Annotated in this window: 24 protein-coding genes and 1 tRNA gene; 8 read left to right on the top strand and 17 right to left on the bottom strand. The window is 68.5% G+C overall.

Annotated features, from left to right (window positions below):
• Window positions 1-64: 64 nt before the first annotated feature.
• From INQ48_10995 to INQ48_10980, 4 genes are all read right to left on the bottom strand, one after another.
• A tRNA-Val gene (locus INQ48_10995) sits at window positions 65-140 on the bottom strand.
• 38 nt (window positions 141-178) lie between these two features.
• Window positions 179-451, bottom strand: a complete 273-nt coding sequence (locus tag INQ48_10990; GenBank protein ID QRF59708.1) for an HU family DNA-binding protein — start codon at window positions 449-451, stop codon at window positions 179-181.
• 232 nt (window positions 452-683) lie between these two features.
• Entirely contained in the window at window positions 684-1769 is a 1086-nt protein-coding gene (locus INQ48_10985) for a tartrate dehydrogenase (protein ID QRF59707.1), read from the bottom strand.
• Complete coding sequence (locus tag INQ48_10980; protein QRF59706.1) at window positions 1766-2680, bottom strand: alpha/beta hydrolase; 915 nt, start codon at window positions 2678-2680, stop codon at window positions 1766-1768. Before INQ48_10980 ends, INQ48_10985 begins: the two co-directional genes overlap by 4 nt.
• Before the next feature lie 70 nt (window positions 2681-2750).
• Here INQ48_10980 and INQ48_10975 point away from each other — a divergent pair, with 70 nt between their 5' ends.
• A complete protein-coding gene (locus INQ48_10975; protein ID QRF59705.1) occupies window positions 2751-3698 on the top strand; it encodes a LysR family transcriptional regulator in 948 nt (315 codons plus the stop codon).
• A gap of 16 nt (window positions 3699-3714) precedes the next feature.
• On the opposite strand, the gene INQ48_10970 is transcribed toward INQ48_10975, so the two are convergent.
• The 3 genes from INQ48_10970 to uvrC form a co-directional block, all read right to left on the bottom strand.
• Window positions 3715-4599 carry an EamA family transporter gene (locus INQ48_10970; GenBank protein QRF59704.1) on the bottom strand — a complete coding sequence of 295 codons (885 nt, stop codon included), beginning with the start codon at window positions 4597-4599 and terminating at the stop codon, window positions 3715-3717.
• Entirely contained in the window at window positions 4596-5162 is a 567-nt protein-coding gene (pgsA, locus tag INQ48_10965) for a CDP-diacylglycerol--glycerol-3-phosphate 3-phosphatidyltransferase (protein ID QRF59703.1), read from the bottom strand. Before pgsA ends, INQ48_10970 begins: the two co-directional genes overlap by 4 nt.
• Window positions 5163-5245: 83 nt before the next feature.
• Window positions 5246-7222: an excinuclease ABC subunit UvrC gene (uvrC, locus tag INQ48_10960; protein ID QRF59702.1), complete on the bottom strand. Its 1977-nt coding sequence runs from the start codon at window positions 7220-7222 to the stop codon at window positions 5246-5248.
• 145 nt (window positions 7223-7367) lie between these two features.
• Between uvrC and ggt the strand changes: the two genes are divergently transcribed.
• Window positions 7368-9440 carry a gamma-glutamyltransferase gene (ggt, locus tag INQ48_10955; protein ID QRF59701.1) on the top strand — a complete coding sequence of 691 codons (2073 nt, stop codon included), beginning with the start codon at window positions 7368-7370 and terminating at the stop codon, window positions 9438-9440.
• A 24-nt stretch (window positions 9441-9464) separates the two neighbouring features.
• On the opposite strand, the gene INQ48_10950 is transcribed toward ggt, so the two are convergent.
• A complete protein-coding gene (locus tag INQ48_10950; GenBank protein QRF60690.1) occupies window positions 9465-10859 on the bottom strand; it encodes a M20/M25/M40 family metallo-hydrolase in 1395 nt (464 codons plus the stop codon).
• Between the two features lie 157 nt (window positions 10860-11016).
• Between INQ48_10950 and earP the strand changes: the two genes are divergently transcribed.
• From earP to INQ48_10935, 3 genes are all read left to right on the top strand, one after another.
• The gene (earP, locus tag INQ48_10945) at window positions 11017-12120 is read left to right on the top strand and encodes an elongation factor P maturation arginine rhamnosyltransferase EarP (protein QRF59700.1); all 1104 of its coding nucleotides are present in this window, start codon (window positions 11017-11019) and stop codon (window positions 12118-12120) included.
• Window positions 12121-12292: 172 nt separating this feature from the next.
• Window positions 12293-12847, top strand: coding sequence for an elongation factor P (gene efp, locus INQ48_10940; protein ID QRF59699.1), 555 nt, complete (start codon window positions 12293-12295; stop codon window positions 12845-12847).
• 109 nt (window positions 12848-12956) lie between these two features.
• The gene (locus INQ48_10935) at window positions 12957-13823 is read left to right on the top strand and encodes a TIGR00730 family Rossman fold protein (GenBank protein QRF59698.1); all 867 of its coding nucleotides are present in this window, start codon (window positions 12957-12959) and stop codon (window positions 13821-13823) included.
• Window positions 13824-13853: 30 nt separating this feature from the next.
• On the opposite strand, the gene INQ48_10930 is transcribed toward INQ48_10935, so the two are convergent.
• The 8 genes from INQ48_10930 to pncB form a co-directional block, all read right to left on the bottom strand.
• On the bottom strand, window positions 13854-14555 hold the full coding sequence (locus INQ48_10930) for a TetR/AcrR family transcriptional regulator (GenBank protein ID QRF59697.1): 702 nt from the start codon (window positions 14553-14555) through the stop codon (window positions 13854-13856).
• Between the two features lie 9 nt (window positions 14556-14564).
• The gene (locus tag INQ48_10925) at window positions 14565-15020 is read right to left on the bottom strand and encodes a hypothetical protein (GenBank protein QRF59696.1); all 456 of its coding nucleotides are present in this window, start codon (window positions 15018-15020) and stop codon (window positions 14565-14567) included.
• Window positions 15021-15117: 97 nt separating this feature from the next.
• Window positions 15118-16656 carry an MFS transporter gene (locus INQ48_10920; GenBank protein ID QRF59695.1) on the bottom strand — a complete coding sequence of 513 codons (1539 nt, stop codon included), beginning with the start codon at window positions 16654-16656 and terminating at the stop codon, window positions 15118-15120.
• 128 nt (window positions 16657-16784) lie between these two features.
• The gene (locus INQ48_10915) at window positions 16785-17963 is read right to left on the bottom strand and encodes an MFS transporter (protein QRF59694.1); all 1179 of its coding nucleotides are present in this window, start codon (window positions 17961-17963) and stop codon (window positions 16785-16787) included.
• Window positions 17960-19318 carry a DNA recombination protein RmuC gene (rmuC, locus tag INQ48_10910; GenBank protein ID QRF60689.1) on the bottom strand — a complete coding sequence of 453 codons (1359 nt, stop codon included), beginning with the start codon at window positions 19316-19318 and terminating at the stop codon, window positions 17960-17962. Before rmuC ends, INQ48_10915 begins: the two co-directional genes overlap by 4 nt.
• Window positions 19319-19360: 42 nt before the next feature.
• Window positions 19361-20341, bottom strand: coding sequence for a D-glycerate dehydrogenase (locus INQ48_10905; protein QRF59693.1), 981 nt, complete (start codon window positions 20339-20341; stop codon window positions 19361-19363).
• A 13-nt stretch (window positions 20342-20354) separates the two neighbouring features.
• The gene (locus tag INQ48_10900; GenBank protein ID QRF59692.1) at window positions 20355-21704 is read right to left on the bottom strand and encodes a sodium:proton antiporter; all 1350 of its coding nucleotides are present in this window, start codon (window positions 21702-21704) and stop codon (window positions 20355-20357) included.
• The gene (gene pncB / locus INQ48_10895) at window positions 21704-22924 is read right to left on the bottom strand and encodes a nicotinate phosphoribosyltransferase (GenBank protein ID QRF59691.1); all 1221 of its coding nucleotides are present in this window, start codon (window positions 22922-22924) and stop codon (window positions 21704-21706) included. The genes INQ48_10900 and pncB overlap by 1 nt, the downstream gene beginning before the upstream one ends.
• A 194-nt stretch (window positions 22925-23118) precedes the next feature.
• On the opposite strand from pncB, the gene INQ48_10890 reads away from it, so the two are divergent.
• A complete protein-coding gene (locus tag INQ48_10890; GenBank protein QRF59690.1) occupies window positions 23119-23352 on the top strand; it encodes a CsbD family protein in 234 nt (77 codons plus the stop codon).
• Between the two features lie 48 nt (window positions 23353-23400).
• Complete coding sequence (locus INQ48_10885) at window positions 23401-23808, top strand: hypothetical protein (GenBank protein QRF59689.1); 408 nt, start codon at window positions 23401-23403, stop codon at window positions 23806-23808.
• Between the two features lie 60 nt (window positions 23809-23868).
• On the opposite strand, the gene INQ48_10880 is transcribed toward INQ48_10885, so the two are convergent.
• On the bottom strand, window positions 23869-24333 hold the full coding sequence (locus INQ48_10880; protein ID QRF59688.1) for an acyl-CoA thioesterase: 465 nt from the start codon (window positions 24331-24333) through the stop codon (window positions 23869-23871).
• Between the two features lie 245 nt (window positions 24334-24578).
• On the opposite strand from INQ48_10880, the gene INQ48_10875 reads away from it, so the two are divergent.
• A complete protein-coding gene (locus INQ48_10875) occupies window positions 24579-25133 on the top strand; it encodes a phasin family protein (protein ID QRF59687.1) in 555 nt (184 codons plus the stop codon).
• Window positions 25134-25200: the final 67 nt, after the last annotated feature.

The following is a 25200-nucleotide window of genomic DNA, read 5'->3' as shown; positions in this document are numbered from 1 at the left end:
CAGGCGGTGGCTGTCGGACGGCCATAAAAAAGGCGAACCGTTGTTCGCCTTTGCATCGGGTGGGTGGTGGGTGCTGAGGGGCTCGAACCCCCGACCTACGCCTTGTAAGGGCGCCGCTCTACCAGCTGAGCTAAGCACCCCACCGGGAATACTTTTCTTCCGAGTTCTCGTCGTCGACTTAGTTCAACGCGTCCTTGAGGGCCTTGCCGGGACGGAACTTCGGAATCTTGGCGGCCTTGATTTTAATCGCGTCGCCGGTGCGCGGATTGCGACCCGTACGCGCCGCACGTTTACCGACTGCAAAAGTGCCGAAACCGACGAGCGACACGGAGCCGCCTTTCTTGAGCGTGGTACGAATGGCGCCGATGGTGGATTCGAGCGCGCGCGTGGCGGCTGCCTTGGAAATATCGGCGTTCTTTGCGATGTGCTCAATCAGTTCGGTCTTGTTCACAAGGGCCCCTTGTAGAAAAAAGTTGGTCGGCTTTCGTCGGCTGGCGAGTCCGTCGCGGCGTGATCCGACGCGGAAGCTTGGCAGGCCTGACGCCCCGGCAGCGCGCTGCCATCGGGGATTACAACCACTGGCCTGCGGGGTGTCAATACGACATCAGCCCGTGCGGCGCAGCGGAGCGCGCGATTCTAGGGGCGTTTCGCGAAGACCTTTTTCCGACCGGGCCGCGGCCGTCTCACAAGGCTTCGGCGATCGCTTTTCCGAGGTCGCTCGTGCTCGCCGTGCCGCCGATATCGGGTGTGCGCGGCGCACCGCTTCCGGGCGCGAGTACCTTCTCGATGGTCGACAGGATCGCGTCGTGCGCGTCCTTGTGACCCAGGAACTCGAGCATCATCGCGCCGCACCAGATCTGGCCGATCGGGTTGGCGATGCCCTTGCCTGCGATGTCGGGTGCCGAGCCGTGCACCGGTTCGAACAGCGAGGGCGTGGTGCGCTCGGGGTTGAGATTGGCGCTCGGCGCGATGCCGATGGTGCCGGTGCAGGCCGGCCCCAGGTCGGACAGGATGTCGCCGAACAGGTTGCTCGCCACCACCACGTCGAAGAAGTCGGGCCGCTGCACGAAGTGCGCGGTGAGGATGTCGATGTGGAACTTGTCGAGCGTCACGCCCGGGTAGGCCTTCGCCATCTCGGCCACGCGCTCGTCCCAGTAGGGCATGGTGATCGAGATGCCGTTCGACTTGGTGGCACTGGTCAGGTGCTTCTTCGGCCGCGACTGCGCGAGCTCGAACGCGAACTTGAGCACGCGGTCCACGCCCACGCGCGACATCACGGTCTCCTGCACCACGATCTCGCGCGGCGTGCCTTCGTACATGCGCCCGCCGATGCTCGAGTACTCGCCCTCGGTGTTCTCGCGCACGATGTACATGTCGATCTCGCCGGGCTGGCGCGGCGAGCCGTCGCGGCGCACCACCGGCGCGACGATGCCGGGCATGAGGCGCGCGGGACGCAGGTTGATGTACTGGTCGAACTCGCGGCGGAACAGCAGCAGCGAGCCCCACAGCGAGATGTGGTCGGCGATCTTCTCGGGCCAGCCGACCGCGCCGAAGAAGATGGCGTCATGGCCGCCGATCTGGTCCTTCCAGTCGTCGGGCAGCATCTTGCCGTGCTTCTCGCAGTAGTCCCAGCTCGAGAAGTCGAAGTGATCGAACTTCAGGTCGATGCCGAACTTGCGCGCCGCCGCATCGAGCACGCGCACGCCCTCCGGTGTGGTTTCCTTGCCGATGCCGTCGCCGGCGATGACTGCGATTCTGTGGGTGGTCATGGTCTGGGTCCTTCCGATGGGATGAGCGGTGCAAAGAAGTCGAGTGCCTCGGCGAGCAGTTCGCCCGGCGCCTCCTCGGGAACGTAGTGGCCGCAGGGCAGCGCATGCCCCTCGACCCGGTCGGCGCGCTCGCGCCACAGCGCCAGCACGTCGAAGGCGCGGCCGACCACGCCGTGCGCGCCCCACAGCACGCGCAGCGGCATCGCGAGCCGCGCGCCCGCGGCGATGTCGGCGCGGTCGTGATCGAGGTCGATGCCGGCCGAGGCGCGGTAGTCCTCGCAGATGGATTCGGCGCTGCCCGGGATGGCCGCGCAGCGCTCGTACTCCGCAAGCACCTCGGGCGCGAACGGCGCGAGCCCCGCATGGCGCCCGCCCATCACGCTGCGCACGTAGCGCACCGGGTCGGAGGCGATCAGCGCCTCGGGCAGCGGCGGCGGCTGGATCAGGAAGAACCAGTGCCAGTAGGCGCGCGCGAAGGCTTCCGAGGTGTGCTCGTACATCGCGAGCGTGGGGGCGATGTCGAGCAGCAGCATGCGCTCGACCGCCGCCGGATGGTCGGCCGCGAGCCGGTGCGCCACGCGCGCGCCGCGGTCGTGCGCGAGCACGCCGAAGCGCTCGAAGCCGTGGTGGCGCATCGCCGCGAGCGCATCGAGCGCCATCGCGCGCTTGCTGTGGTTCTCGTGCGCGGCATCGGCGGCGGGCCGGCCCGAATCGCCGTAGCCGCGCAAATCGATCGCCACCACGGTGAAGCGCTCGGCCAGCGCGGGCGCGACACGGTGCCAGATCGCGTGCGTCTGCGGGTGTCCGTGCAGCAACAGCAGGGGTGCCCCACTGCCGCCGATGCGGCCATGCACGCGCACGCCATCGCGTTCGATGTCGAAGACGGGGAAGTCGAGGAAGGAGGCGGTCACGCGGCGATTGTGCGTTGCGCACCGGGGTCCATCAAGCAACAATCGGCCAATTCATACTTTCCGTTCTGGCATGAATTCATTGGCACTGGAGCGCGGCGACCTGCAACTGGCGCTCGCCATCCGCGAACACGGCAGCCTCGCGGGCGCGGCCGGCGCGCTCGACGTCGTGCCCTCGGTGGTCACCAAGCGGCTCGGCGCGCTCGAGGCGCGGCTGGGCCAGCGGCTGTTCGACCGCACCACGCGGCGGCTCAGTGTCACGGCCGAGGGCGAGGCCGTGTGCCGGCATGCGAAGCAGCTGCTCGAAGGCTTTGCGGCGCTCGAGGGCGAGCTCGGCGAGCGCCAGAACGAGCTCACGGGCGCGGTGCGGCTGGCCGCCACCTTCGGCTTCGGCCGGCGCTGGCTCGGTCCTGCGCTGGCGGAATTCCAGGCCGCCCACCCGGCCCTGCGCATCGAGCTGCAGCTGACCGAGCGCCTGCCCGACCTGGGCGCCGAAGGCTACGACGGCGCGCTGTGGTTGTGGGCGGTGCAGCAGCGCCATGCCTCGGACTGGGTCTCGCGCCGCATTGCGCGCAACCAGCGCGTGCTCGCGGCCGCGCCCTCCTACCTCGCGCGCCGCGGCACGCCGGCCAGCGTCGAGGCCCTGGCCACGCACGACTGCCTGGTCGCGCGCGAGAACGGCGAGATCCATCGGCAGGAATATGCGCTGTGGTCGCTGCGGCACGGCCGCGACGGCAGCACGGCGCGCGTGCGGGTGCAGGGCCCGTTGTCGAGCAACTCGGGCGAGATGGTGCGCGACTGGTGCCTGGCGGGCCACGGGATCATGCTGCGCAGCCTCTGGGACATCGCGCCGCAGCTGGCCTCGGGCGCGCTGGTGCGGGTGCTGCCGCAGTACGCGATGCCCGATGCCGACATCCACTGGATCGCGCCCTGGCGGCCGAAGACGCCGCGGCGGGTGCGGCTCCTGGTCGACCACCTGGCCGAACGCTTTCGCGGCGAGCCCTGGAAGCCCGCGCGCTAGGCGAAAGCCCCGCGCCTCAGCGAGCCGCGCGCACCACCAGGCTCACGCCCACCGCCGTGAGCGCCGTGCCCAGCAGCGTGGTCAGCGTGATCTGCTCGCGGAACAGCAGCCAGGCCATGAGCGCCGTGCAAGGCGGCACCAGGTAGAGCAGGCTCGTGACCGCGGTCGCGGTGCCGCGCTGGATCAGTATGTAGAGCAGCGAGCTGCCGCCCAGCGAGAGCGCGAGCACCGACCAGGCCATCGCGCCGATCGAATGCGCGTTCCATGCGATGGCCTCGGGCTCGAGCAGCGCGAACGGCAGGGTCGCGACCACGGCAGCCGCCATCTGCACCGCGCTCGCACTGCGCACATCGCAGGGCGCGACGAAGCGCTTCTGATAAAGGGTGCCCGCGGTGATCGACACCAGCGCCATGAGCGCCAGGCTCATGGTCGCCGCGCTGACTTCCGCGCCATCGCCGAATTTGCGCGACACCACCAGCACCAGCCCGGCGAAGCCCAGCGCCAGGCCCAGCCACTGCCGCGGCGACACGCGCCCGCCGTTGAAGGACATCCAGATCGCGGTCAGCACCGGCTGGATGCCGACCAGCAGCGCGACCAGCCCCGAGCCCATGCCCGCGCGCACCGCGGCCCAGACGCCGCCGAGGTAGCCGGCCTGCATCAGGATGCCGGTGACCGCGAGGTGTCCCCACTGCGCCCGGGTCGAAGGCCAGGCCACGCGCGCAAGCGCGACCCACAGGCCGAAGCAGAGGAACGAGAGCACGAAGCGCACGGCCAGGAACTTGAACGGCGGCGCATGCGGCATGCCGTAGCGCGCGACGATGAAGCCGGTGCTCCAGATCAGCACGAAGACCGCGGGCATCGCCCGCAACCAGCCCGCCTCGCGGGCCGAGGCGGAACTCATTTGGCCCGGGCCCGGATCTCGGGAATGGCCTTTTGCAGGTAATAGACCATCGACCACACGGTGAGCACGGCCGAGACCCAGATCAGCCACTGGCCCCACAGGCCGGTGTCGATGAAGCCGAACAGTTGCCCGTCGTAGAGCAGGAACGGGATCGCGACCATCTGCACGGTCGTCTTGACCTTGCCGATCATGTGCACCGCCACGCTCTTGCTGGCGCCGATCTGAGCCATCCATTCGCGCAGCGCCGAGATCGCGATCTCGCGGCCGATGATGATCAGCGCCACGAACACGTCGGCCCGGTTCAGGTGCACCAGCACCAGCAGCGAGGCGCAGACCAGGAACTTGTCGGCCACCGGATCGAGGAAGGCGCCGAAGGCAGAGGTCTGGTTGAGCTTGCGCGCCAGGAAGCCGTCGAGCCAGTCGGTGGCCGCGAACACGATGAACATGACCGTGGCGATCACATTGCGCATCGGGTCGGCGATGGGCAGGTAGAACACGCCGACGATCAGGGGGATCGCGACGATGCGCGTCCAGGTCATGATGGTCGGCAGGGTCCAGAACATGCGCTCGATTGTGTCACGCGAAAACGATGGATTCGAGAACGGGGGCAAAGCCGTGCCGGCGCCCCGCTCCCGCGCCGGCGAGTTCAGTGCAGCGCACGGTAGATTTCCTCGGCCAGGTCGAAGGCGATGCCCTCGACCGAGGCGATGTCCTCCACGCTGGCTGCCGCCACGCCGCGGATGCCGCCGAAGCGCTGCAGCAGCCGGGCCCGGCGCTTCGGGCCGATGCCCGGGATGTCCTCGAGCTGGCTGCCGCCCACGCGCACCTTGGCGCGCTTGGCGCGCATGCCGGTGATGGCGAAGCGGTGCGCCTCGTCGCGGATCTGTGCCACCAGCATCAGCGCCGCCGAATCCTTGCCCAGGTAGACCTTCTCGCGGCCGTCGGCGAACACCAGTTCCTCGAGGCCGACCTTGCGGCCCTCGCCCTTCTCGACCCCGACGATCAGCGACAGCGGCAGGCCGAGCTCGCTGAACACCTCGCGCGCCATCGACACCTGGCCCTTGCCGCCGTCGACCAGCACCAGTTCCGGCATGCGCGCGCCGCGGGCCCGGGCCGGCGCCGGCGCACCCTCGGCGCCTTCGCTCTCGGCATCGCCGGGCGGCAGCGCCTCGGTCTCGGCGGCCATCGCCTCGGCCAGCTTGCCGTAGCGCCGGTGCAGCACCTGGCGCATCGCCGCATAGTCGTCGCCGGGCGTGATGCCGTCGATGTTGTAGCGCCGGTATTCCTTGTTCTGCATCGCGTGGTGCTCGAACACCACGCACGAGGCCTGCGTGGCCTCGCCCGCGGTGTGCGAGATGTCGAAGCATTCGACGCGGAAGTTGTCGAGGTCCTCGCTCGCGAGTTCGAGCGCATCGGCCAGCGCGCGGGTGCGGGCCTGCTGCGAACCCTCCTCGGCCAGCAGGCGCGCCAGCTGCAGGCTGGCGTTCTTCTCGGCCATCTCGAGCCAGTGGCGGCGCTGCTCGCGCGGCTGGAACACGGCCGTCACGCGCGTGCCCGACTGCAGCGACACCGCCTCGATCAGCTCGCGGCCCACGGTCTCACTGAGCACCAGCGTGGCCGGCACCGGCACGTCGATGTAGTGCTGCGCGATGAAGGCCTCGAGCACCTGCACCTCCACCGAATCGGTGGCGGCGGGAGGCGCGCCCTCGCCTTCGTCGATGTCGAGCTCGCCATGGTGCATCTGCGAGGCGTCCTCGACGTGCACCGGGAAGTAGGGCCGGTCGCCCAGGTGGCGGCCGCCGCGCACCATGGCCAGGTTCACGCAGGCCTTGCCGCCTTGCACCTTGACCGCGAGGATGTCCACGTCCTTGTCGGAAGCGATCTCGATCGACTGCTGGTGCAGCACGCGCGAGATCGCCGACATCTGGTTGCGCAGCTCGGCCGCCTGCTCGAACTCCAGCTTCTCGGCGTGCGAGGTCATGCGCTGCTCGAGCTTGCTGAGCACCAGTTGCGTGTCGCCGCGCAGGAAGGCCTCGGCACTCGCCACGTCCTGCGCGTAGGCCTCGGTCGAGATGTGGCCCACGCAGGGACCGGTGCAGCGCTTGATCTGGTAGAGCAGGCAGGGCCGGGTGCGGTTGGCGTACACCGTGTCCTCGCAGGTGCGCAGCTTGAACACCTTCTGCAGCAGCTGGATCGACTCCTTCACCGCCCACGCGCTCGGGTACGGCCCGAAGTAGCGATGCTTCTTGTCGACCGCGCCGCGGTAGTAGGCCAGCCGCGGAAACTGGTGCGAGGCGATCTTGAGATAGGGATAGCTCTTGTCGTCGCGAAACAGGATGTTGTAGCGCGGCTTGAGCGTCTTGATGAGGTTGTTCTCGAGCAGCAGCGCCTCGGCCTCGGAGCGCACCACGGTGGTCTCCATGCGCGCGATCTTCGAGATCATGTGGCCGATGCGCGTGCCGCCGTGGCTCTTCTGGAAGTAGTTGGCGACCCGCTTCTTGAGGTTGCGCGCCTTGCCCACGTAGAGCACGGCGCCGGCCGCGTCGAAGTAGCGGTAGACGCCCGGCAGCTGCGGCAGGGCCGCGACTTCGCTGAGCAGTTGATCGGAATGCACGTCTGACATGGCGGCTATTGTGGCGCGCGGCGGCGGGTGCCATGGCCGGCCCCGCGCAAACCCCGAGGTGGGTGGAACGGAATCTGCAGATGATGGGATGCGGGCACGAGGAGCGCCCGCGTCGTTCCATCAAAACTATTCGGGAAAACTCTCCATGACGAAGAAGATTCAGCCGCTGAGCTGGCGGGCGCTTTCGCCCTTGGCGCTCGCATTGGCCGTTGCCGGTTGCGGCGGCGGTGGTGGCGGACAGGACAATGCGGCGCTGATCGCGGCGATCGCCGCCATCAATGCGGCCAACCCGCCGGCGCCGCCTCCCCCGGCGGCCGACAAGGGCTGCCTGATCGGCGACAGCGGCACGCCGGTGACGGTGGGCTCGGGCGACCCCGGCGACCCGGCGGCACCCGAGCCGGCCTCGGGCTACGTGGTCGGCCACAAGCTGGTCTATGCGAAGAACTACATGGTGGTGGCCAACCATCCTCTGGCCACGCGCGCGGGCTGCGACATCCTCAAGGCCGGCGGCAGCGCGGTCGACGCCGCGGTGGCGGTGCAGGTGGTGCTGGGCCTGGTCGAGCCGCAGTCCAGCGGCCTGGGCGGAGGCGCCTTCATGCTGCACTACGACGCGAAGACCAAGAAGGTGCAGGCCTACGACGGACGCGAGATGGCGCCCGCCGCGGCCACCGAGAACTACCTGCGCTACATCAACGACGTCAGCGACAAGAATCCGCCGCAGCCCACCTCGCGGCTGCGCGCGAGCGGCCGCTCCATCGGCACGCCCGGTGCCGTGCGCATGCTCGACATCGCCTACAAGGACCATGGCAAGCTGCCGTGGAAGGACCTGTTCGGCTACGGCATCACGCTGGCCTCCGACGGCTTCCCGATCGGCGGCCGCATGGCCACGGCCATCTCCGGTGCGGCTACCGACATCAAGCGCGATGCCGACGCGACCGCCTATTTCTTCAACGAGGACGGCACGCCGAAGGCGCTGGGCACGCGGCTCAGGAACCCGGCCTATGCCAAGACCCTCACGACCCTCGCCACGCAGGGCGCGGACGCGTTCTACACCGGCGCGATCGCCCAGGGCATCGTCGACAAGATCGCGGTCTCGAAGGCCGTCGACGGCTCGGCCATCACGCCCGGCAAGACGACCATGGCCGACATGGCGAACTACGTGGCCAAGCGCCGCGATCCGGTCTGCGGCACCTACCGCGACTACTACATCTGCAGCATGTCGCCGCCCTCTTCGGGCGGCATCGCGGTGGTGCAGGCGCTCGGCATCCTCGAGAACTTCGACATGGGCCAGTACAAGCCGACGGCCATCGACCTCGAGGGCGGCAAGCCCAGCGTGATGGGCGTGCACCTGGTGAGCGAGGCCGAGCGCCTGGCTTATGCCGACCGCGACAAGTACGTGGCCGACACCGACTTCGTGCCGCTGCCTGGCGGCTCGCCCGACAAGATGCTTCGCAAGTCCTATTTGCAGGAGCGGGCGGGCCTGATCAGCCTGACCAAGAGCATGGGCCTGGCCGACCCCGGCAAACTGGACAGCGTACCGCGGGGCATCGACAAGACCGAGGAGCGCGGCACCACCCACTTCACCGTGGTCGACAAGCAGGGCAACGTGGTGACGATGACCACGACGGTGGAAGCCTCGATGGGCTCGTTCCACATGACCCAGGGCTTCCTGCTGAACAACCAGCTGACCGATTTCTCGGCCGACCCCAACGACGCCAAGGACCCGAGCATCAAGATCGCCAACCGCGTCGAGCCGGGCAAGCGCCCACGCAGCACGATGGCGCCGACCCTGGTGTTCAAGAAGAACGCCGACGGCAGCATGGGCGAGTTCGTGATGGGCACCGGTTCACCGGGCGGCGGGACGATCATCCAGTACGTGGTGAAGACGCTGGTCGGCGCGCTCGACTGGGGCCTCGATGCCCAGCAGGCCACCTCGCTGGTCGATTTCGGCGCCACCAACAGCAAGGCGAAAGCAGAAGACACGTTCTCGCCCACCAACGTCGGCGGCGAACACCCCGCCATCGACACCTCGAACTCGGGCAACAACGATCCGCTGATCACCGGCCTGCGCGCGCTCGGCCACACGGTCAACTTCGGCGCCCAGTCCAGCGGCATCAGCACCATCATCCGCACCAACGTCGGCGGCCAGCCGGTGCTCACGGGTGGCGCCGATCCGCGGCGCGAAGGCATCGTGCTCGGCGATACCTTCACGCCCTGATCGAGACCAGGAACCCGGCGGCGCCTACTTCGCGAGTTCGCTCACCAGCCGGTAGAGGAACTCGCGCCCGTCGTAGAGCCGCTGGATCTCGATGCGCTCGTCCAGCCCGTGGGCGCGCGCATCCGAAGGCTCGAGGAACATGCCGGTCACGCCGTACATCGGAATGCCGGCATTGCGCAGGAAGCGGCTGTCGGTGGCGCCCGTGCTCATCGCGGGAATCACCGGCACGCCCGGCCACATCTGCTCGGTCAGCCGTTCCACCGTCTTCACCAGGTCGCCCTGCAGCGGCGACGCCGGGCTGCGCAGCGGCTTGCCGAGGTTGCGCACCACGATCTTGTCGTTGCCCACGGCCTGGGTCAGCAGGCGCTCGACCTCGTCGGGATCGTCGTGCGGCAGGATGCGGCAGTTGACCGTGGCCTTGGCCGACTGCGGCAGCGCGTTCTCGGCATGGCCGGCCTGCACCATGGTCGCCACGCAGGTGGTGCGCAGTTGGGCGTTGTAGGCCGGGTTGGCCGTCATGCGCTCGAGCACGCCGGCATCGGGGTTGCCGGTGCCGATGGCACGCATGTCCTCGGCCAGCTGGCCGGTGGCGAAGGGCGCGCTGCGCGCGAAATAGGTCTTCGTGACGTCGGCGAGCTTGATCGGGAAGGCGTAGTTGCCCAGCCGCTCCAGGCCGGCCGAGAGCGCGTAGATCGGGTTGCTCTTCGTCGGCACCGAGCTGTGGCCGCCGACATCGCGCGCCTCGAGCATGTAGGTGGTGTACATCTTCTCGGCCACCTGCAGCCGATGCAGATTGGGCTTGCCGTTGCGCAGTTCGCCGCCGCCGCCCTCGTTGATGCCGAACTCGGCCTGCAGCAGCTCGGGCTTGTTGTTGATGAGCCAGAAGGCGCCGTTGCTCAGCGCGTCGCCGCGCTCTTCGTCGGCGGTCAGCGCGAGGATGATGTCGCGGCTGGGCTTGAAGCCCTCCTGCTTCAGTTGCCCGAGCACCGACACCAGCGCCGAGGCCATGGCCTTGTCGTCGATGGAACCGCGCGCCGTGAAGTAGCCGCCCGACTCCTGCAGCTTGAACGGGTCGGTCTTCCAGTCCTCGCGCCGGGCCTCGACCACGTCGATGTGGGCCAGCAGCAGCAACGGCTTCTTCGAGCCGTCGCCCTTGAAGCGCATCACGAGGTTGCCCTTCTTGGGGAAGGGTTCGAAGATCTGGATATCGCCGGGTGCGAAGCCCGATTCGACCAGGCGCTTTTCCATCGCGCGCGCGGCCTGCGTGTTGTCGCCCACCGAGTGCGTGGTGTTGATCTCGATGAGCTCCTTGTAGATCTCGCGGAAGCGCTGCTGCTGCGGCGTGAGCGTCTGGGCCGCTGCCGTGGCGAGGCCGCCGAGCGCGAGGGACAGGGCCAGCGCGCCGCGCAACGTGCGCAGTCGCGAGGTCGCGGGCAAGGCGGCGCCGGGATGGTGGGCGCGGATCTTCTTCAGGCTCATTCGCTCTCTCCGTTGTGGTTGTGGTGCGCGGCCAGCATAGCGACGGCCCCGCGCGAGAGCCATTCAGAAGAAAGGCACAAGGTGCACACTCGCGGCCATGCAACGCGACTGGGACATCTTCTGCAAGGTCATCGACAACCATGGCGACCTCGGCGTGTGCTGGCGGCTCGCGCGCCAGCTCGCCGGCCTCGGCGAAGCGGTGCGGCTCTGGGTCGACGACGCCAGCGCGCTGGCCTGGATGGCACCCGAAGACTGCGCGGGCGTGCGCGTGATCGACTGGAGCGACCCGGCCGCGGTGAGCGCGGCCGCGGCCGAGCCGGCGCCGCGGGTGCTGATCGAAGCATTCGGCTGCGATCCGGCACCCGCGCTGATCGCGCGCTTCGCCGCAGCTTCGGCCGCCGATGGCGCCCCGCGCGCCTGGATCAACCTCGAATACCTTTCGGCCGAACCCTATGTGGAGCGGCTGCACGGCCTGCCCTCGCCGGTGTTCAGGGAGCCGGGCGCCGGGCTCACCAAGCGCTTCTTCTATCCAGGCTTCACGCCGGCCACCGGCGGCCTGCTGCGCGAGCCGGACCTGGCGCGGCGGCGCGCGGCCTTCGATCGCACCGACTGGCTGGCGCGCCGGCAGTTGCCCTGGCGCGAAGGCGAACGGCTGGTGTCGCTGTTCTGCTACGAGCCGCCGGCCCTGACCGCGCTGCTGACGCAACTGGCCGATGACGCCACGCCGACCCGGCTGCTGGTGACGCCGGGCCGGGCGACCGAAGCCGTCAAGGCCTGCCTTTCGAGCGCACCAGGGCTCGAACGCTCGCCCAGCCACGCGAGTGCGCTATCGATTTCATACCTGCCGCACCTCGACCAGCCCGATTTCGACCACCTGCTCTGGACCTGCGACCTGAACTTCGTGCGCGGCGAGGACTCGCTGGTGCGCGCCCTCTGGGCCGGCGCGCCGCTGGTCTGGCAGATCTACGAACAGGACGACGATGCGCACCACGTGAAGCTGAACGCCTGGCTCGACTGGCTCGAAGCGCCGGCCTCGATGCGGCGCTTCCACCACGCCTGGAACGGCTTCGGCGACGCGGCGCTGTCACTCGCCGACATCGGCGAGGAATGGCGTCTCGCGGTCACCCCAGGGCGCGATCGCCTGCTCGCGCAGGACGATCTCGTGACCCAACTGCAGCATTTCGTCGCCGGAAAAAGCTAAAATAGCGGGCTTTGCGGATTTCGGCCCGGATCCTGGGAACTTCCTGGGGGTTCGAGATGCACTCCGCTGAACCTGCCGCGGGACATGTACCGCGGGGCTTTTTCCAACCGGCACTCCTGCCCGGATTCTGGAAGCTCCGCGCACCGAGCGGCTTACATCCAGAGACCCTGATATGAAAATCGCTCAAGAAATCCGCGCCGGCAACGTCATCATGCACGGCAAGGATCCGATGGTCGTGCTCAAGACCGAATACAGCCGCGGCGGCCGCAACAGCGCCACCGTGCGCATGAAGATGAAGAGCCTGATCGCCAACTTCAACACCGAAGTGGTCTTCAAGGCCGACGACAAGATCGACCAGATCGTGCTCGAGAAGAAGGACTGCACCTACTCCTACTTCGCCGACCCGATGTACGTCTGCATGGACGCCGACTACAACCAGTACGAAGTCGAAGCCGAGAACATGGGCGACGCCCTGAACTACCTCGAGGACGGCATGGCCGTCGAAGTGGTGTTCTACGACGGCAAGGCGATCTCGGTCGAACTGCCGACCAGCGTCGAGCGCGAAATCACCTGGACCGAGCCGGCCGTCAAGGGCGACACCTCGGGCAAGGTCCTGAAGCCCGCCAAGATCGCCACCGGCTTCGAAGTGCCCGTGCCGCTGTTCGTCTCGCAAGGCGACAAGATCGAAATCGACACGCGCACCGGCGAATACCGCAAGCGCGTCTGAGCGCCGCCTTCCCCGGCTGACCACCACCCGCAAGAGGCTCCGCAAGGAGCCTTTTGTCTTTGCGGCCCGTCCGCACGCAACGAATCCCGCGCTGCACAATCCCATCCTTATGACCAACAGCACGCACGACCTTCACGACAAGCGCCTCGCCGATGCCTGGGCCACGCTCCAGTCCCATGCCGACCAGGGGCTGCCGCTCGATCCCGATCCCTCGCGCATCGCCTTCGCCGACCCCGAGTTCCTGCTGCGCCGCGAAACCCGCGGCGTGCGCATGCAGCTCGAGCTGATGAAGCCCGACCTCGAGCAGCGCGCCCACGGCATCGAGAACACCATCGTGGTCTTCGGCAGCGCGCGCTTTCGCAGCGAGGAAGAAGCCGCCGCGCTGATCGTCGAGGCCGACAAGGCCGGCGACACCGCCGCGGCCGAGCGCTGGCGCCGGCTGGCGCGCAGCTCGCACTACTACGAGAAGGCGCGCACCTTCGGCAAGCTGGTCGCGCGCCACAGCGAGGACAAGGAGCCGCAGGACAAGCTCTTCATCTGCACCGGCGGCGGCCCCGGCATCATGCAGGCGGCCAACCGCGGCGCGCACGAGGCCGGCGGCCTGTCGGTCGGCCTGGCCATCGCGCTGCCGATGGAGGAAGCGGCCAATCCCTACGTCACGCCCGCGCTGAGCTTCAAGTTCCACTACTTCGCGATCCGCAAGATGCATTTCATGATGCGTGCGAAGGCGCTGGTGGCGTTCCCCGGCGGCTTCGGCACGCTCGACGAACTGTTCGAGGTGATCACGCTGGTGCAGACGCGCAAGTCGAAGCCGGTGCCGATCGTGCTGTTCGGCGCGGACTACTGGAAGCGCCTGATCGACTTCGATTTCCTGGTCGACGAAGGCGTGATCTCGCCCGGCGACGTCAAGCTCTTCGAGTACGTCGACGCGCCCGAAGACGCGTGGGAAGCGATCAAGCGCTTCTACAAGCTCTGATCCGAGCGGGCGCGGACCGCGCCTCGGGGACTAGGCGGCCTCGTCGTCGCCATCGTCGTCATCGGGCCGCAGCGCGTGCTCGAAGAAGCGCGTGAGCGCCTTGGCGCGCCGGCGCCGCTCGGGCCCCGGCCCGGTCGCGAGGCCCATGGCCACGGCATCGTCGGCCACGCCGTGCAGCGCATTGAAAAGGATCACGGCCGTGAGCGTCGGGTCCTCGACCTCCCACACGCCGGCCGCGTCGCCCCGCCTGAGCAGGCCGACCAGCTGCGTGATGACCGCGTTGTCGTTGCGCATGCGCCGGTCCTCGGGGCGGTATTCGTGGAACACCACGTCGTGCAGCGCGACGTTGTCGAGGTAGGTCGCGAGCCCCGTCTCGACCCAGGCCTTGATGCGGCCATGGTGGTCCTCGGGACGGTGGCGGTCCATCGCCTCCTGCAGCCGCGCGCAGAAGCTGTCGACGAAGCGCTGCTGCAGCGCGCCGAGCAGCGCCTCCTTCGAGGGGAAGTACAGGTAGAAGGTGCCCTTGGCCACCTGCGCGCCGGCCGCGATGTCGTCGATGCTGGTGGTGGCGATGCCCTTCTCGATGAACAGCCGCTCGGCCGCGTCCATCAGCGCCACCGCGCGAGTCTCGGGTGCCTTCACGCGGCGGCGCGGCTCGGCCGCTTCGGAAGACGCGGGCGGATCCGCCGCATCGGGCGTGGAAGAAGTGGTGGTGCGGCGCCCCGTCGTCATTCGGTTCCCTCAGGTTGTGGCTGCGGCGGCACGTGCCGCCGCGATGGCCGCGTTCACCGCGGCCGCGTCGAGCGCCTGGCCGCGCGGCGCCAGCACGCGCTCGCCGAGCCAGGCGATGGCCTCGTCGGTGCGCGCGAAGGTGTCGGCCGGCACGCCGAAGAGCTTCTCGACATTCATCTTGCGGATTTTCTCGTATTGATCGGGCGGCACCACGCTGGCCATGCCCATCATATGGCGCCGGATGTCGGCGCCGCGCGCCTGCAGCCACTGCTTCGCGCGCTGCGCGCTGCCCTCGGGATGCACCAGCGCGTCGGCGTCGGCGAACACGCGCAGCGAAGCAAAAGGCTCGCCACGGTCGAGCCAGCGGTTCCAGTCCTCGGTGAAGACCTGCATGTCCTCGAGGGTCTGCAACCCCGACGACACGCTGATGACCAGCGGCCACTGGCCGAGTTCGTGATGGATCATGGACAACTCCTTGATGACGGTCCGGGAACGAAGAACGGGAAGGCGACGCCCGGACAGGCGCAGCGGCACGCGCGCGGCGGGCATGGAGAATGGCTCCTCAGGCGCGGGCCGCCAGCGCGGCGGTGCGCGGCCTGACGCCGAGCAGCAACCCGGCCGCCAGCAGGCCGGCCAGCCCGGCACAGGCCACGGCCGCATGGAAGCCACCGGCCAGCGCGGCCGACACCAGGCCATGGGTCAGCGAAGGATCGAGCGCGCCCAGCGCGGCGGTGTCGTGCCGCGCCACGGCGGCCACCGCCATTTCCTGCGCGCGCGCCGCCGGCAGGCCCCCGTGCTCGAGCGCGGTGGCCAGCAGCGCGGTGGCGCGGCTGCTCATCAAGGTGCCGAGCAGCGCGATGCCGATCAGCATGCCGGCCTGGCGCAGCGCATTCATCGTGGCCGAGGCCATGCCCGAGCGCTGCGCCGGCACCGAGGCGATCACCGCCGTGCTGGTGGCCGGCACCGCGAGCCCCGTGCCGGCGCCGAGCACCACGAACAGCAGCGCGAGCATCACGTACGGCGTGTCGGCCGCCAGCAGCGTCATCGCGAGCATCGCGGCGCCGATCAGGCCGTAGCCCGCCACCATCAGCGCGTGGACGCCATGGCGCCGCGACAGCCGGCCGAACTGCGAGGACACGATGCCGGTCGCGACGAACTGCGGCACCATGCGCCAGCCGGTGTCGGTGGCCGACCAGCCCTGCACCTGCTGCAGGAACAGCGAGAAGAAGAACAGGCTCGCGTAGGCCGAGAAGCCCAGCACGAAGGACGCGAAGTTGGTGACCGAGAAGCGCGCGTCGCGAAAGAGGCCCAGCGGCAGCAGCGGCCGCTGCACGCGCGCCTCCACCGCGAGGAACAGCACGAGTCCCAGCGCCGCCAGCGCCAGCGACACCGTGGTGCGCCCCGACAGCCAGCCGTGCTCGCCGGCCGCGATCAGCCCGAAGGTCAGCGCGCCGAGCCACAGCACGCTGAGCACCTGCCCCGCCGGATCGAGCGCCGCATGCTCGGGGTGCGAGGTCTCGCGGATGCCCCAGAGCCCCAGGCCCACGGTCAGCAGGCCGATCGGCAGGTTGATCAGGAAGATGCTCTGCCAGCCCGTGTGGTCCACCAGCAGGCCGCCGAGCATCGGCCCGAGGATCAGCGAGATGGCGGTGAACGAGGACCAGCCGCCGATCACGCGCGCGCGGCTCGCCGGCTCGGGAAAGGCATGGGCCAGGATCGACAGCGCCCCCGGGATCAGCAGCGCACCCGCGATGCCCTGCACCGCGCGGCCGGCCAGCAGCGTGCTCAGGCTGCCGGCCATGGCGCACATCGCCGAACCGATGGTGAACACCACCACGCCGGCCAGCCAGGCACGCTTGCGGCCGTAGCGGTCGCCCAGCGGACCGGCCGACAGCATGAAGGCCGACAGGCACAGCGCGTAGATGTCGATCACCCACTGCAGGCCCGCGAGGTCGGTGGCGAGCGCGCGCTGCAGCGTGGGCAGCGCGACGTTGACGATGCTCACGTCGAGCGTGGCGATGAAGCTGCCGAGATAGACCGCGGCGACGAGCGCGAACCGGCGGCGCGGATCGTCGATCGCCGCCCGGGATGGGGAGTCCATGGGACCGCCTTCGGGATTCGTTGAGGAGGCGGCGATACTGACTTCAAGTCACTATCTTGTCAATCAGATGAGAATTGATCTTATCTGGATCAGGGTCTCCCGGAAGGCGGCCGTGGCTTCGGGGCCGTTCAGTGCCCCTCCTCGCGCACCTGCAAGCCCCAGGTGGCGCGCGCGCCGAGCGCCACCACGCCGCCCACGACCCAGAACACGCCACCGATGCCGATCAGCGCACCCAGCGAACCGAACAGCATCGGCATCGCCACGCTCGATGCATTGATGGTCATCAGCCGCAGCCCCAGCGCCTCGCCATGGCGGCTGTGCGGCGTGATCTGGTGCAGCATGCTCATCACCATCGGCTGCACCGCGCCGAGCGCGAAGCCCAGCACCACCGAGCACACACCCATGCTCAGGGCCGTCGGCAGCAGCGGATAGACCAGGAAGACGCAGACCGTGACCAGGGTCGAGCTCAGGATCACGCTGCGCTCGGAGGCGCGCGAGGCGATCGCCGGCAGCACGATGCGGATCACGGCCGCCGCGATCGCGAAGGCGCCGAGGATCGAGCCGATCACCGAGGCGCTGATGCCGCGCTCGTGTCCCAGCACCGGCAGCACGAAGGCATGCACGTCCCAGCTCGAGGACTGCAGCCAGTTCACGAACAGCAGGCGGCGGAACATGGGTTCGCGCAGCAGGTCCCAGGCGCGCGTGCGCACCGCGCCGGGCAGCGGCGGCGTGGGCGGCGGCTCGTGGGCGCCGCGCGCCATCAGCCAGCACAGGATCGGCAGCAGCGCCATGGCGGCGAAGCAGACGCGGAAGGCCAGCATGTCGGCCGCCGCGCGGCCCGCGTGGTCGATCAGCAGCCCGGCCAGGAACGGGCCGACGAAGTTCGCCACCGCGGGCGCGATCGCGAGCCAGCTGAACACCCGCTTGAGCTCGGTCGGCGTGGTGGCCGAGCGGCCGACGTGGCGCTGCAGCGCGATCACGGTCGCGCCGGTGGCGCCGCCGGTCAGCAGCGCCGCCACGCACATGGCCGGAAAAACCGGGAACGCCAAGACCAGCCCCGCGCCGAGGGAAGCCGCGACCACCGACAGCAGCAGCGGCCGCTTGAAGCCGTGGCGGTCGGCGAAGCGCCCGGCCGGCAGCGCGAGGAAGACCTGGGTCAGCGCGAACAGCGCGATCAGCACGCCGACGGCCGCTGCGCTGTAGCCCTGCTGCAGCGCCAGCAGCGGCGTGGCCAGCCGCATGCCGGCCATGGTGGCGTGGAGGCAGACCTGCGCGCCGATGACGCGCAGCAGTTCGCTGCCCTTCACGGCTTGCCGCCGGTGTCGGGGTCGGCGTCGATGCCTTCGGTGCCCGCGGCCAGCGGCGGCAGCAGCGCCTGCGCCTGGCCCTCGGGCAGCGCCTCGACCTTGCGCAGCGCCAGGCGCATCTGTTTGGCGCGGGTATCGGCCTTGTCGAGCGTGTCGGAGGCCTTGGCCACCTGTTCCTTCACGCGCTCGACCCATTCGCCGTAGCGCTCGAACTCGGTCTTGACCGCGCCCAGCACCTTCCAGACCTCGGAGGCCTGGCGCTCGAGCGCCAGCGTGCGAAAGCCCATGTGCAGGCTGTTGAGCATCGCGAGCAAGGTGGTCGGCCCGGCCAGGGTCACGCGGTGCTGGCGCTGGATCGCGTCCATCAGGCCCGGCCGCCGCAGCACCTCGGCATAGAGGCTCTCGACCGGCAGGAAGAGGATCGCGAAATCGGTGGTGTGCGGCGCCGCGAGGTAGCTCTCGGCGATGGACTTGGCCTCGGCGCGGATGCGCGCCTCGAGCGCCTTGGCGGCGAGCTCGGCGGCGACCGCGTCGGCCTGCTCGTGGGCCTCGATCAGGCGCTCGTAGTCGTCGCGCGGAAACTTGGCATCGATCGGCAGCCAGACCGGCGCGCCCTCGTCGCCGCGGCCCGGGAAGCGGATCGCGAAGTCCACCCGCTGCCCGCTGCGCGGCTTGGTCTCGACCTGGCGCGCGTACTGCTCGGGCGTGAGCACCTGCTCGAGCAGCGCCTCGAGCTGCACCTCGCCGAAGATGCCGCGCGTCTTCACGTTGGTCAGCACGCGCTGCAGGCTGCCGACACCGACGGCCAGCGTCTGCATCTCGCCCAGCCCCTTGTGCACCTGCTCGAGCCGCTCGGCCACCTGCCGGAAGCTCTCGCCGAGGCGCGCTTCGAGCGTGCTCTGCAGCTTCTCGTCGACGACCTTGCGCATCTCGTCGAGCTTGGCGGCGTTGCCCTGCTGCAGCTGCGTGAGCTGGCTCTCCATCGTGGCGCGCACCTCGGCGAGACGGCGCGCGTTCGATTCCGACAGGCCCTGCAGCTGCGAGGCCAGCGTGTCGGCCAGCGTCTTCTGCAGCGCGGCGAGCTGCAGCGCGAAGGCGTCGAGCTGGGCGTTCTGCGTGCGCGTGGCCTCGGCGCCCTGCATCACGAGCGACTGCTGGAAGGTGGCGAAGGCCTGCGCGGTTTCCTGTCGTCCGCCGCGCGAACTCTCCGCGATCTCGCGGCGCAGTTCGCGCTCGGTGCGCTCGTTGGCGGCGAGCAGTTCGCCATGGTCGGGCGGCGGCGGCCGGCGGGCGAGCAGCCAGACGAAGAGCACGAGCTGGATGACGGCCACGGCCGCCAGGGCCAGAAGAATCAAGTCGGTGAGTTCCAAGGGGATCGCGGGGCGCTTTCTTTTCTTTTACTTGGCGGCCAACGGCGTGACCGGCGTCAATGGGCCCTTGCCCGTGAAGAAGGCGATCAGGTTGTCGGCCGCGAGCCCGGCCATGGCCTTGCGCGTGGGCACCGTGGCGCTCGCGATGTGCGGCGTGAGCACGACGTTGGGCACGGTCAGCAGGTCGGGATGGACCTTGGGCTCGCCCTCGAACACGTCGAGCCCCGCTGCGGCGATGCGCTGCTCGCGCAACGCCGCGGCCAGCGCCGCGTCGTCGACGATGCCGCCGCGCGCGATGTTCACCAAGGTGGCGGTGGGCTTCATCAGCGCGAGTTCGGCCGCGCCGATGGTGTGGTGCGAGGCGGCCGAGTACGGCACCACCAGCACCACGTGGTCGGCGGTCTTGAGCAGCTCTTCCTTGCTCGCATAGCTGGCCTTGCATTCGGCCTCGAGCGAGGCGTCGAGCCGCGAGCGGTTGTGATAGATCACCTTCATGCCGAAGCCGTGCGCGCCGCGCTTCGCGATGCCCTGCCCGATGCGGCCCATGCCGATGATGCCCAGCGTGGCGCCGTGGATGTCGGAGCCCGCGAACATGTCGAAGCTCCACTTCTGCCACTTGCCGGCGCGCAGGAAATGCTCGCTCTCGGCGATGCGGCGCGCGGTGGCCATCAGCAGCGCGAAGCCGAAGTCGGCGGTGGTCTCGGTCAGCACGTCGGGCGCGTTGGTGCCGACCACGCCGCGCGCGGCCATCGCGTCGACGTCGAAGTTGTTGTAGCCCACCGCCATGTTGGCGCAGATCTTGAGGTCGGGGCAGGCATCGAGCAGCGCCGCGTCGATGCGCTCGCTGCCGGTGGTGAAGGCGCCCTGCTTGCCCTGCAGCTTCGCGGCGAGCTGCTCCCTGGTCCAGCTCTCGTCGGACTGGTTCGACTCGATCTCGAAATGCTGCGCCAGGCGCTCGAGGGTCTCGGGGAAGATCGCGCGGGCGACCAGGATCTTGGGCTTGCTCATGGGCTTTGTCTCGCTAGCGGAAGAAAAGGAAGGTGGAGAGGACGAACAGCGGCAGCAGGATGACCATCGACCAGGCCATGTAGCCGAAGAAGCTCGGCATGCGCACCCCACGGCTCTCGGCGATGGCCTTGACCATCAGGTTGGGCGCGTTGCCGATGTAGGTGTTGGCGCCCATGAAGACCGCGCCGGCCGAGATGGCCGCGAGCGTGGTCGCGTAGGTGGTCATCAGCGCCACGGGATCGCCGCCCGCGGTGTTGAAGAACACCAGGTAGGTCGGCGCGTTGTCGAGGAAGGAGCTGAGGATGCCGGTGGCCCAGAAGTACATCGCCGGGTCGGGCTGGCCGTCGGGCCGCGTGACCGCCGAGACGACGGCGCCGAACGGTCCCTGGGTGCCGGCCCTGAGCATCGCGATCACCGGGATGATGGTCAGGAAGATGCCCGCGAACAGCTTGGCGACCTCGGCCATCGGGCCCCATTCGAACTGGTTGGCCTGGTGCACCGACTTCGCCGTGATCTTCAGCGAGACCAGCGTGATGGCGATCAGCCCGGCATCGCGCAGCAGCCCAGGCAGGCCGACCTCGGTGCCGGCCACGTCGAAGTGCACGCCCGGCTTCCAGAAACCGCTCATGAGCACCAGCGCCACCACGCCCGCGAGCAGCCAGAAGTTGGCGGCGCCGTCGAAGCCGATGCCGCGCGTGTCGGGCGTGGGGTCGACCGGCAGGATGCCTTCCTTGCGGTAGTAGTGGCGGTCGATCAGATGGAACAGGACCAGCAGCACGCCCAGCACGAACATCGTGTCGGGCAGGATGTTGCGCGCGGTCCAGAAGAAGTCCACGCCCTTGAGGAAGCCGAGGAACAGCGGCGGATCGCCCAGCGGCGTGAGCGAGCCCCCCACGTTCGAGACGATGAAGATGAAGAACACGACCACGTGCACGCGGTGCACGCGGTTGTCGTTGGCGCGGATCAGCGGGCGGATCAGCAGCATCGACGCGCCCGTGGTGCCCATGAAGCTCGCGAGCACCGCGCCGATCGCGAGGATGGCGGTGTTCAGGCCCGGCGCCCCGTGCAGGTTGCCGCGAATGTGGATGCCGCCGGCCACCGTGAACAGCGCGGTCAGCAGCACGATGAACGGGATGTACTCGGCCACCAGCGCATGCATGAGCTGCGTGCCCGCGAGCGCCGGGCCGTGCAGCGCCGCGAAGGGCAGCAGGAAGGCCAGCGCCCAGGCGGCCGAGACCTTGCCGGAGTGGTGGTGCCAGAAGGACGGCGCGAAGAGCGGCATTAAGGCGATCGACAGCAGGATGCCGCCGAAGGGCACGCCCCACAGCGGCGAGATCGTGCTGCCGTCGAATGCCGCGGCCATCAAGCGGCGGGCTGCTCGATCTCGAACACCTGGCGCAGGTAGGCCAGGTACTTCTCGTCCTCGCACATGTTCTTCGACGGCGTGTCGGACAGCTTGGCCACCGGCTGGTCGTTGCAGCGGATCATCTTGATCACGATCTGCAGCGGCTCGTAGCCCAGGTCGTTGGTGAGGTTGGTGCCGATGCCGAAGGCCAGTTGGCAGCGGCCGCGGAACTGCTGGTAGAGCTCGATGGTGCGCGGCACCGTGAGGCCGTCGCTGAAGATCAGCGTCTTGGTGCGCGGGTCGACGCGGTTCGCGAGGTAGTGCGCGATCATGCGCTCGCCCCACTGGAACGGATCGCCGCTGTCGTGGCGCGCGCCGTCGAACAGCTTGCAGAAGTAGAGGTCGAAGTCGCGCAGGAAGGCGCTCATGCCGTAGACGTCGGACAGCGCGATGCCCAGGTCGCCGCGGTACTCGCGCGCCCAGCTCTCGAAGCCGAAGATCTGGCTGTCGCGCAGCCGCGGACCGAGCGCCTGGCAGGCCTGCAGGTATTCGTGCGCCATGGTGCCCAGCGGGATCAGTCCGAGCTTCATCGCATAGAGCACGTTGCTGGTGCCCGCGAGCTGCGGCAGCCGGCCGCCGGGCTGCGAGTTGGCGGGCGGCGAGGTCACCGCGCCCAGGCGCGCGTTGAGGGTGCGCAGCACCTCCTCGTGCCAGTCCTTCGAGAAGCGGCGGCGCGTGCCGTAGTCGGCGATCTTCAGGTCGCCGAGGCCGGCTTCCTGCAGCTGCGCGATCTTGGTCTCGAGGCGGCGGCGGCCCTCGTCGAGATCGGGGCGCTTCTGCGTGTTGCGGAAGTAGACCTCGTTGACGATCGCCAGCACCGGGATCTCGAACAGGATGGTGTGCAGCCACGGCCCCTGGATGCGGATCTCGAGCTCGCCCGAGGGCTGCGGAATGATGTTGATGTACTTCTCGTTGAGCCGGAACAGCCCGAGGAAGTCGATGAAGTCGCTCTTGATGAAGCGCATCGAGCGCAGGTAGGCCAGTTCGGCATCGCGGAACTGCAGCGAGCAGAGGCTGCGCACCTCCTCGCGGATCTGGCTGGCGAATTGCGCGAGGTCGACGCCCGGATTGCGGCACTTGAAGCGGTACTCGACGCGCGCCCCCGGGAAGTGATGCAGCACGACCTGCATCATGGTGAACTTGTAGAGGTCGGTGTCGAGCAGGCTGTGAATGATCATGGTGCGGCGCGCGTTGTCTCTCTCGGTCGTCCCGGCCCGGAGTTTTTCCGGGCATCACTCGATTATCACGGCCCCCGTCGGCCTGTGCCTACGGACCCTGCCCAGCACGTCCTACCGCTGGGGTGAATGCACCTGGAGACAGTGTTTTCACGGCGGCGAAATGACCGCCGAATCAACCTCTCAAGGAGATGCGCATGAACAAGGACACCATCGAAGGCAACTGGAAACAGCTCAAGGGCAAGGTCAAGGAGCAATGGGGCAAGCTGACCGACGACGACTTCGACGTCATCGCCGGCAAGCGCGACCAGTTGCTGGGCCGCATCCAGGAACGTCACGGCATCAGCCGCGACGAGGCCGAGAAGCAGGTCAAGGACTGGGAATCGCGCGACGGCCGCTCGCCCGACGCGCTCTGGTTCGAACGCTACTGATGTCCTGACGCACGCCTTCCCTCACCCATCGACTAGGAGAACTCCAAAATGAAGAAACACCTGCTCATGCTCGCGCTCGCCTCCACCTGCTTCGTCGCCACCCAGGCCGGCGCCCAGATGAACAAGGACGAGCACAAGGTCGCCAAGGAAAAGATCGAGGCCGATTACAAGGTCGCCAAGACCCAGTGCGACACGATGAAGGACAACGCCAAGGACGTCTGCCAGAAGGAAGCCAAGGGCAAGGAGAACGTTGCCAAGGCCGAACTCGAACAACAGTTCAAGCCCAGCGACAGCAACGCCCGCAAGGTTGCCGAGGAAAAGGTGAAGGCCACCTATGAAGTCGCGAAGGAAAAGTGCGACGACCAGACCGGCGATGCCAAGTCCGCCTGTGTGAAGCAGGCCAAGGCCGACGAGGACAAGGGCAAGGCCGACATCAAGGCGATGGCCAAGAAGTAAGTCTCTTCTCTTAATCTCGCACGACAACGGCGCCTTGAAGGGCGCCGTTTCTACTGGAGTTCAGGCCCGCAGCGAATCGACCACGCGCTGCAGCGCCTCGGGCAGCGGCACCGGCCGCTGGGTCGTGCGGTCGACGTAGACATGCACGAAATGCCCCTGGGCCGCCGCGGTGTCGGCGCCCTGCGCGAACAGGCCGACCTCGTAGCGCACGCTGGAACGGCCGGCCTGCGCCACGCGGATGCCGGCTTCCACGGTCTGCGGGAAGGCCAGCGGCGCGAAGTAGTTGCACTGCGTCTCGACCACGAAGCCGATGGTCGAGCCCTGGTGGATGTCGAGGGCACCGCGCTCGATCAGCAGCGCATTCACCGCCGTGTCGAACCAGCTGTAGTAGACGACGTTGTTCACGTGGCCGTACATGTCGTTGTCCATCCAGCGCGTGGGAATGCTGCGGAAGACGGGGTAGCTGGCGCGCGGCTGCGGCACGGGCTTGGCGCTGGGAGAGGCGGGGGAGGCGGGCGTCGTCATCGCGCGAGATTCTGCCAGTGGCCTTCGCCGGCTCCAGGCGACTGCGCGACACCCGCGGCCGCCATTGCGGTTCAAGAGCGGCCGGCCGGTTTTAGAAAGCGCCTTCTAAATTGCTGCAAAGCAACAAAAACCCCTTGCCCGGAGATTTCAGCTGCCTATACTTGAGCCCATGCTGCACCGCAACAAAGCCGACGAGGCGCAGCGCACGTGAATAGACCAACCATCATCCCTTCCGGAGATTCCAAATGGCCCTGACCGCTGACCAGATCCTCGCCGCCCAAAAAGCCAACCTCGAAACCCTGTTCGGCCTGACCACCAAGGCTTTCGAAGGCGTCGAGAAGCTCGTCGAACTCAACGTGACCGCCTCCAAGGCCGCCCTGTCGGAAGCCGCCACCACCGCCCAGGCCGCCCTGAGCGTGAAGGACGCGCAAGAACTGCTGACGCTGCAAGCCAGCCTGTTCCAGCCCCTGGCCGAGAAGACCGCCGCCTACAGCCGCCACCTGTACGAAATCGCCCAAGGCACCGGCGCCGAATTCACCAAGGCCTTCGAATCGAAGGCCAGCGAAGCCCAGCAAGCCTTCGTCGGCCTGGTCGACAGCGCTTCGAAGAATGCTCCCGCCGGTTCGGAAACCGCCGTCGCCGTGCTGAAGAGCGCCGTCGCCGCCGCCAACAACGCTTTCGAATCGGTGCAAAAGGCCGTCAAGCAAGCGTCGGACGTCGCCGAAGCCAACTTCAACGCCGTGTCCACGCAAGCCGTCGCCGCTGCCAAGACCGCGACCGCTTCGTCGCGCAAGCGCTGAGCCGCCGACCACCACCAGTTGTCTCCTTGGGTCCTCACGGATCCAATTCAGGGCCTCGTCTTCGGAC

Source organism: Variovorax paradoxus, from assembly GCA_016806145.1.
Classification (GTDB): Bacteria; Pseudomonadota; Gammaproteobacteria; order Burkholderiales; family Burkholderiaceae_C; genus Variovorax.
This window is presented reverse-complemented; position numbering and strand designations above follow the sequence as displayed.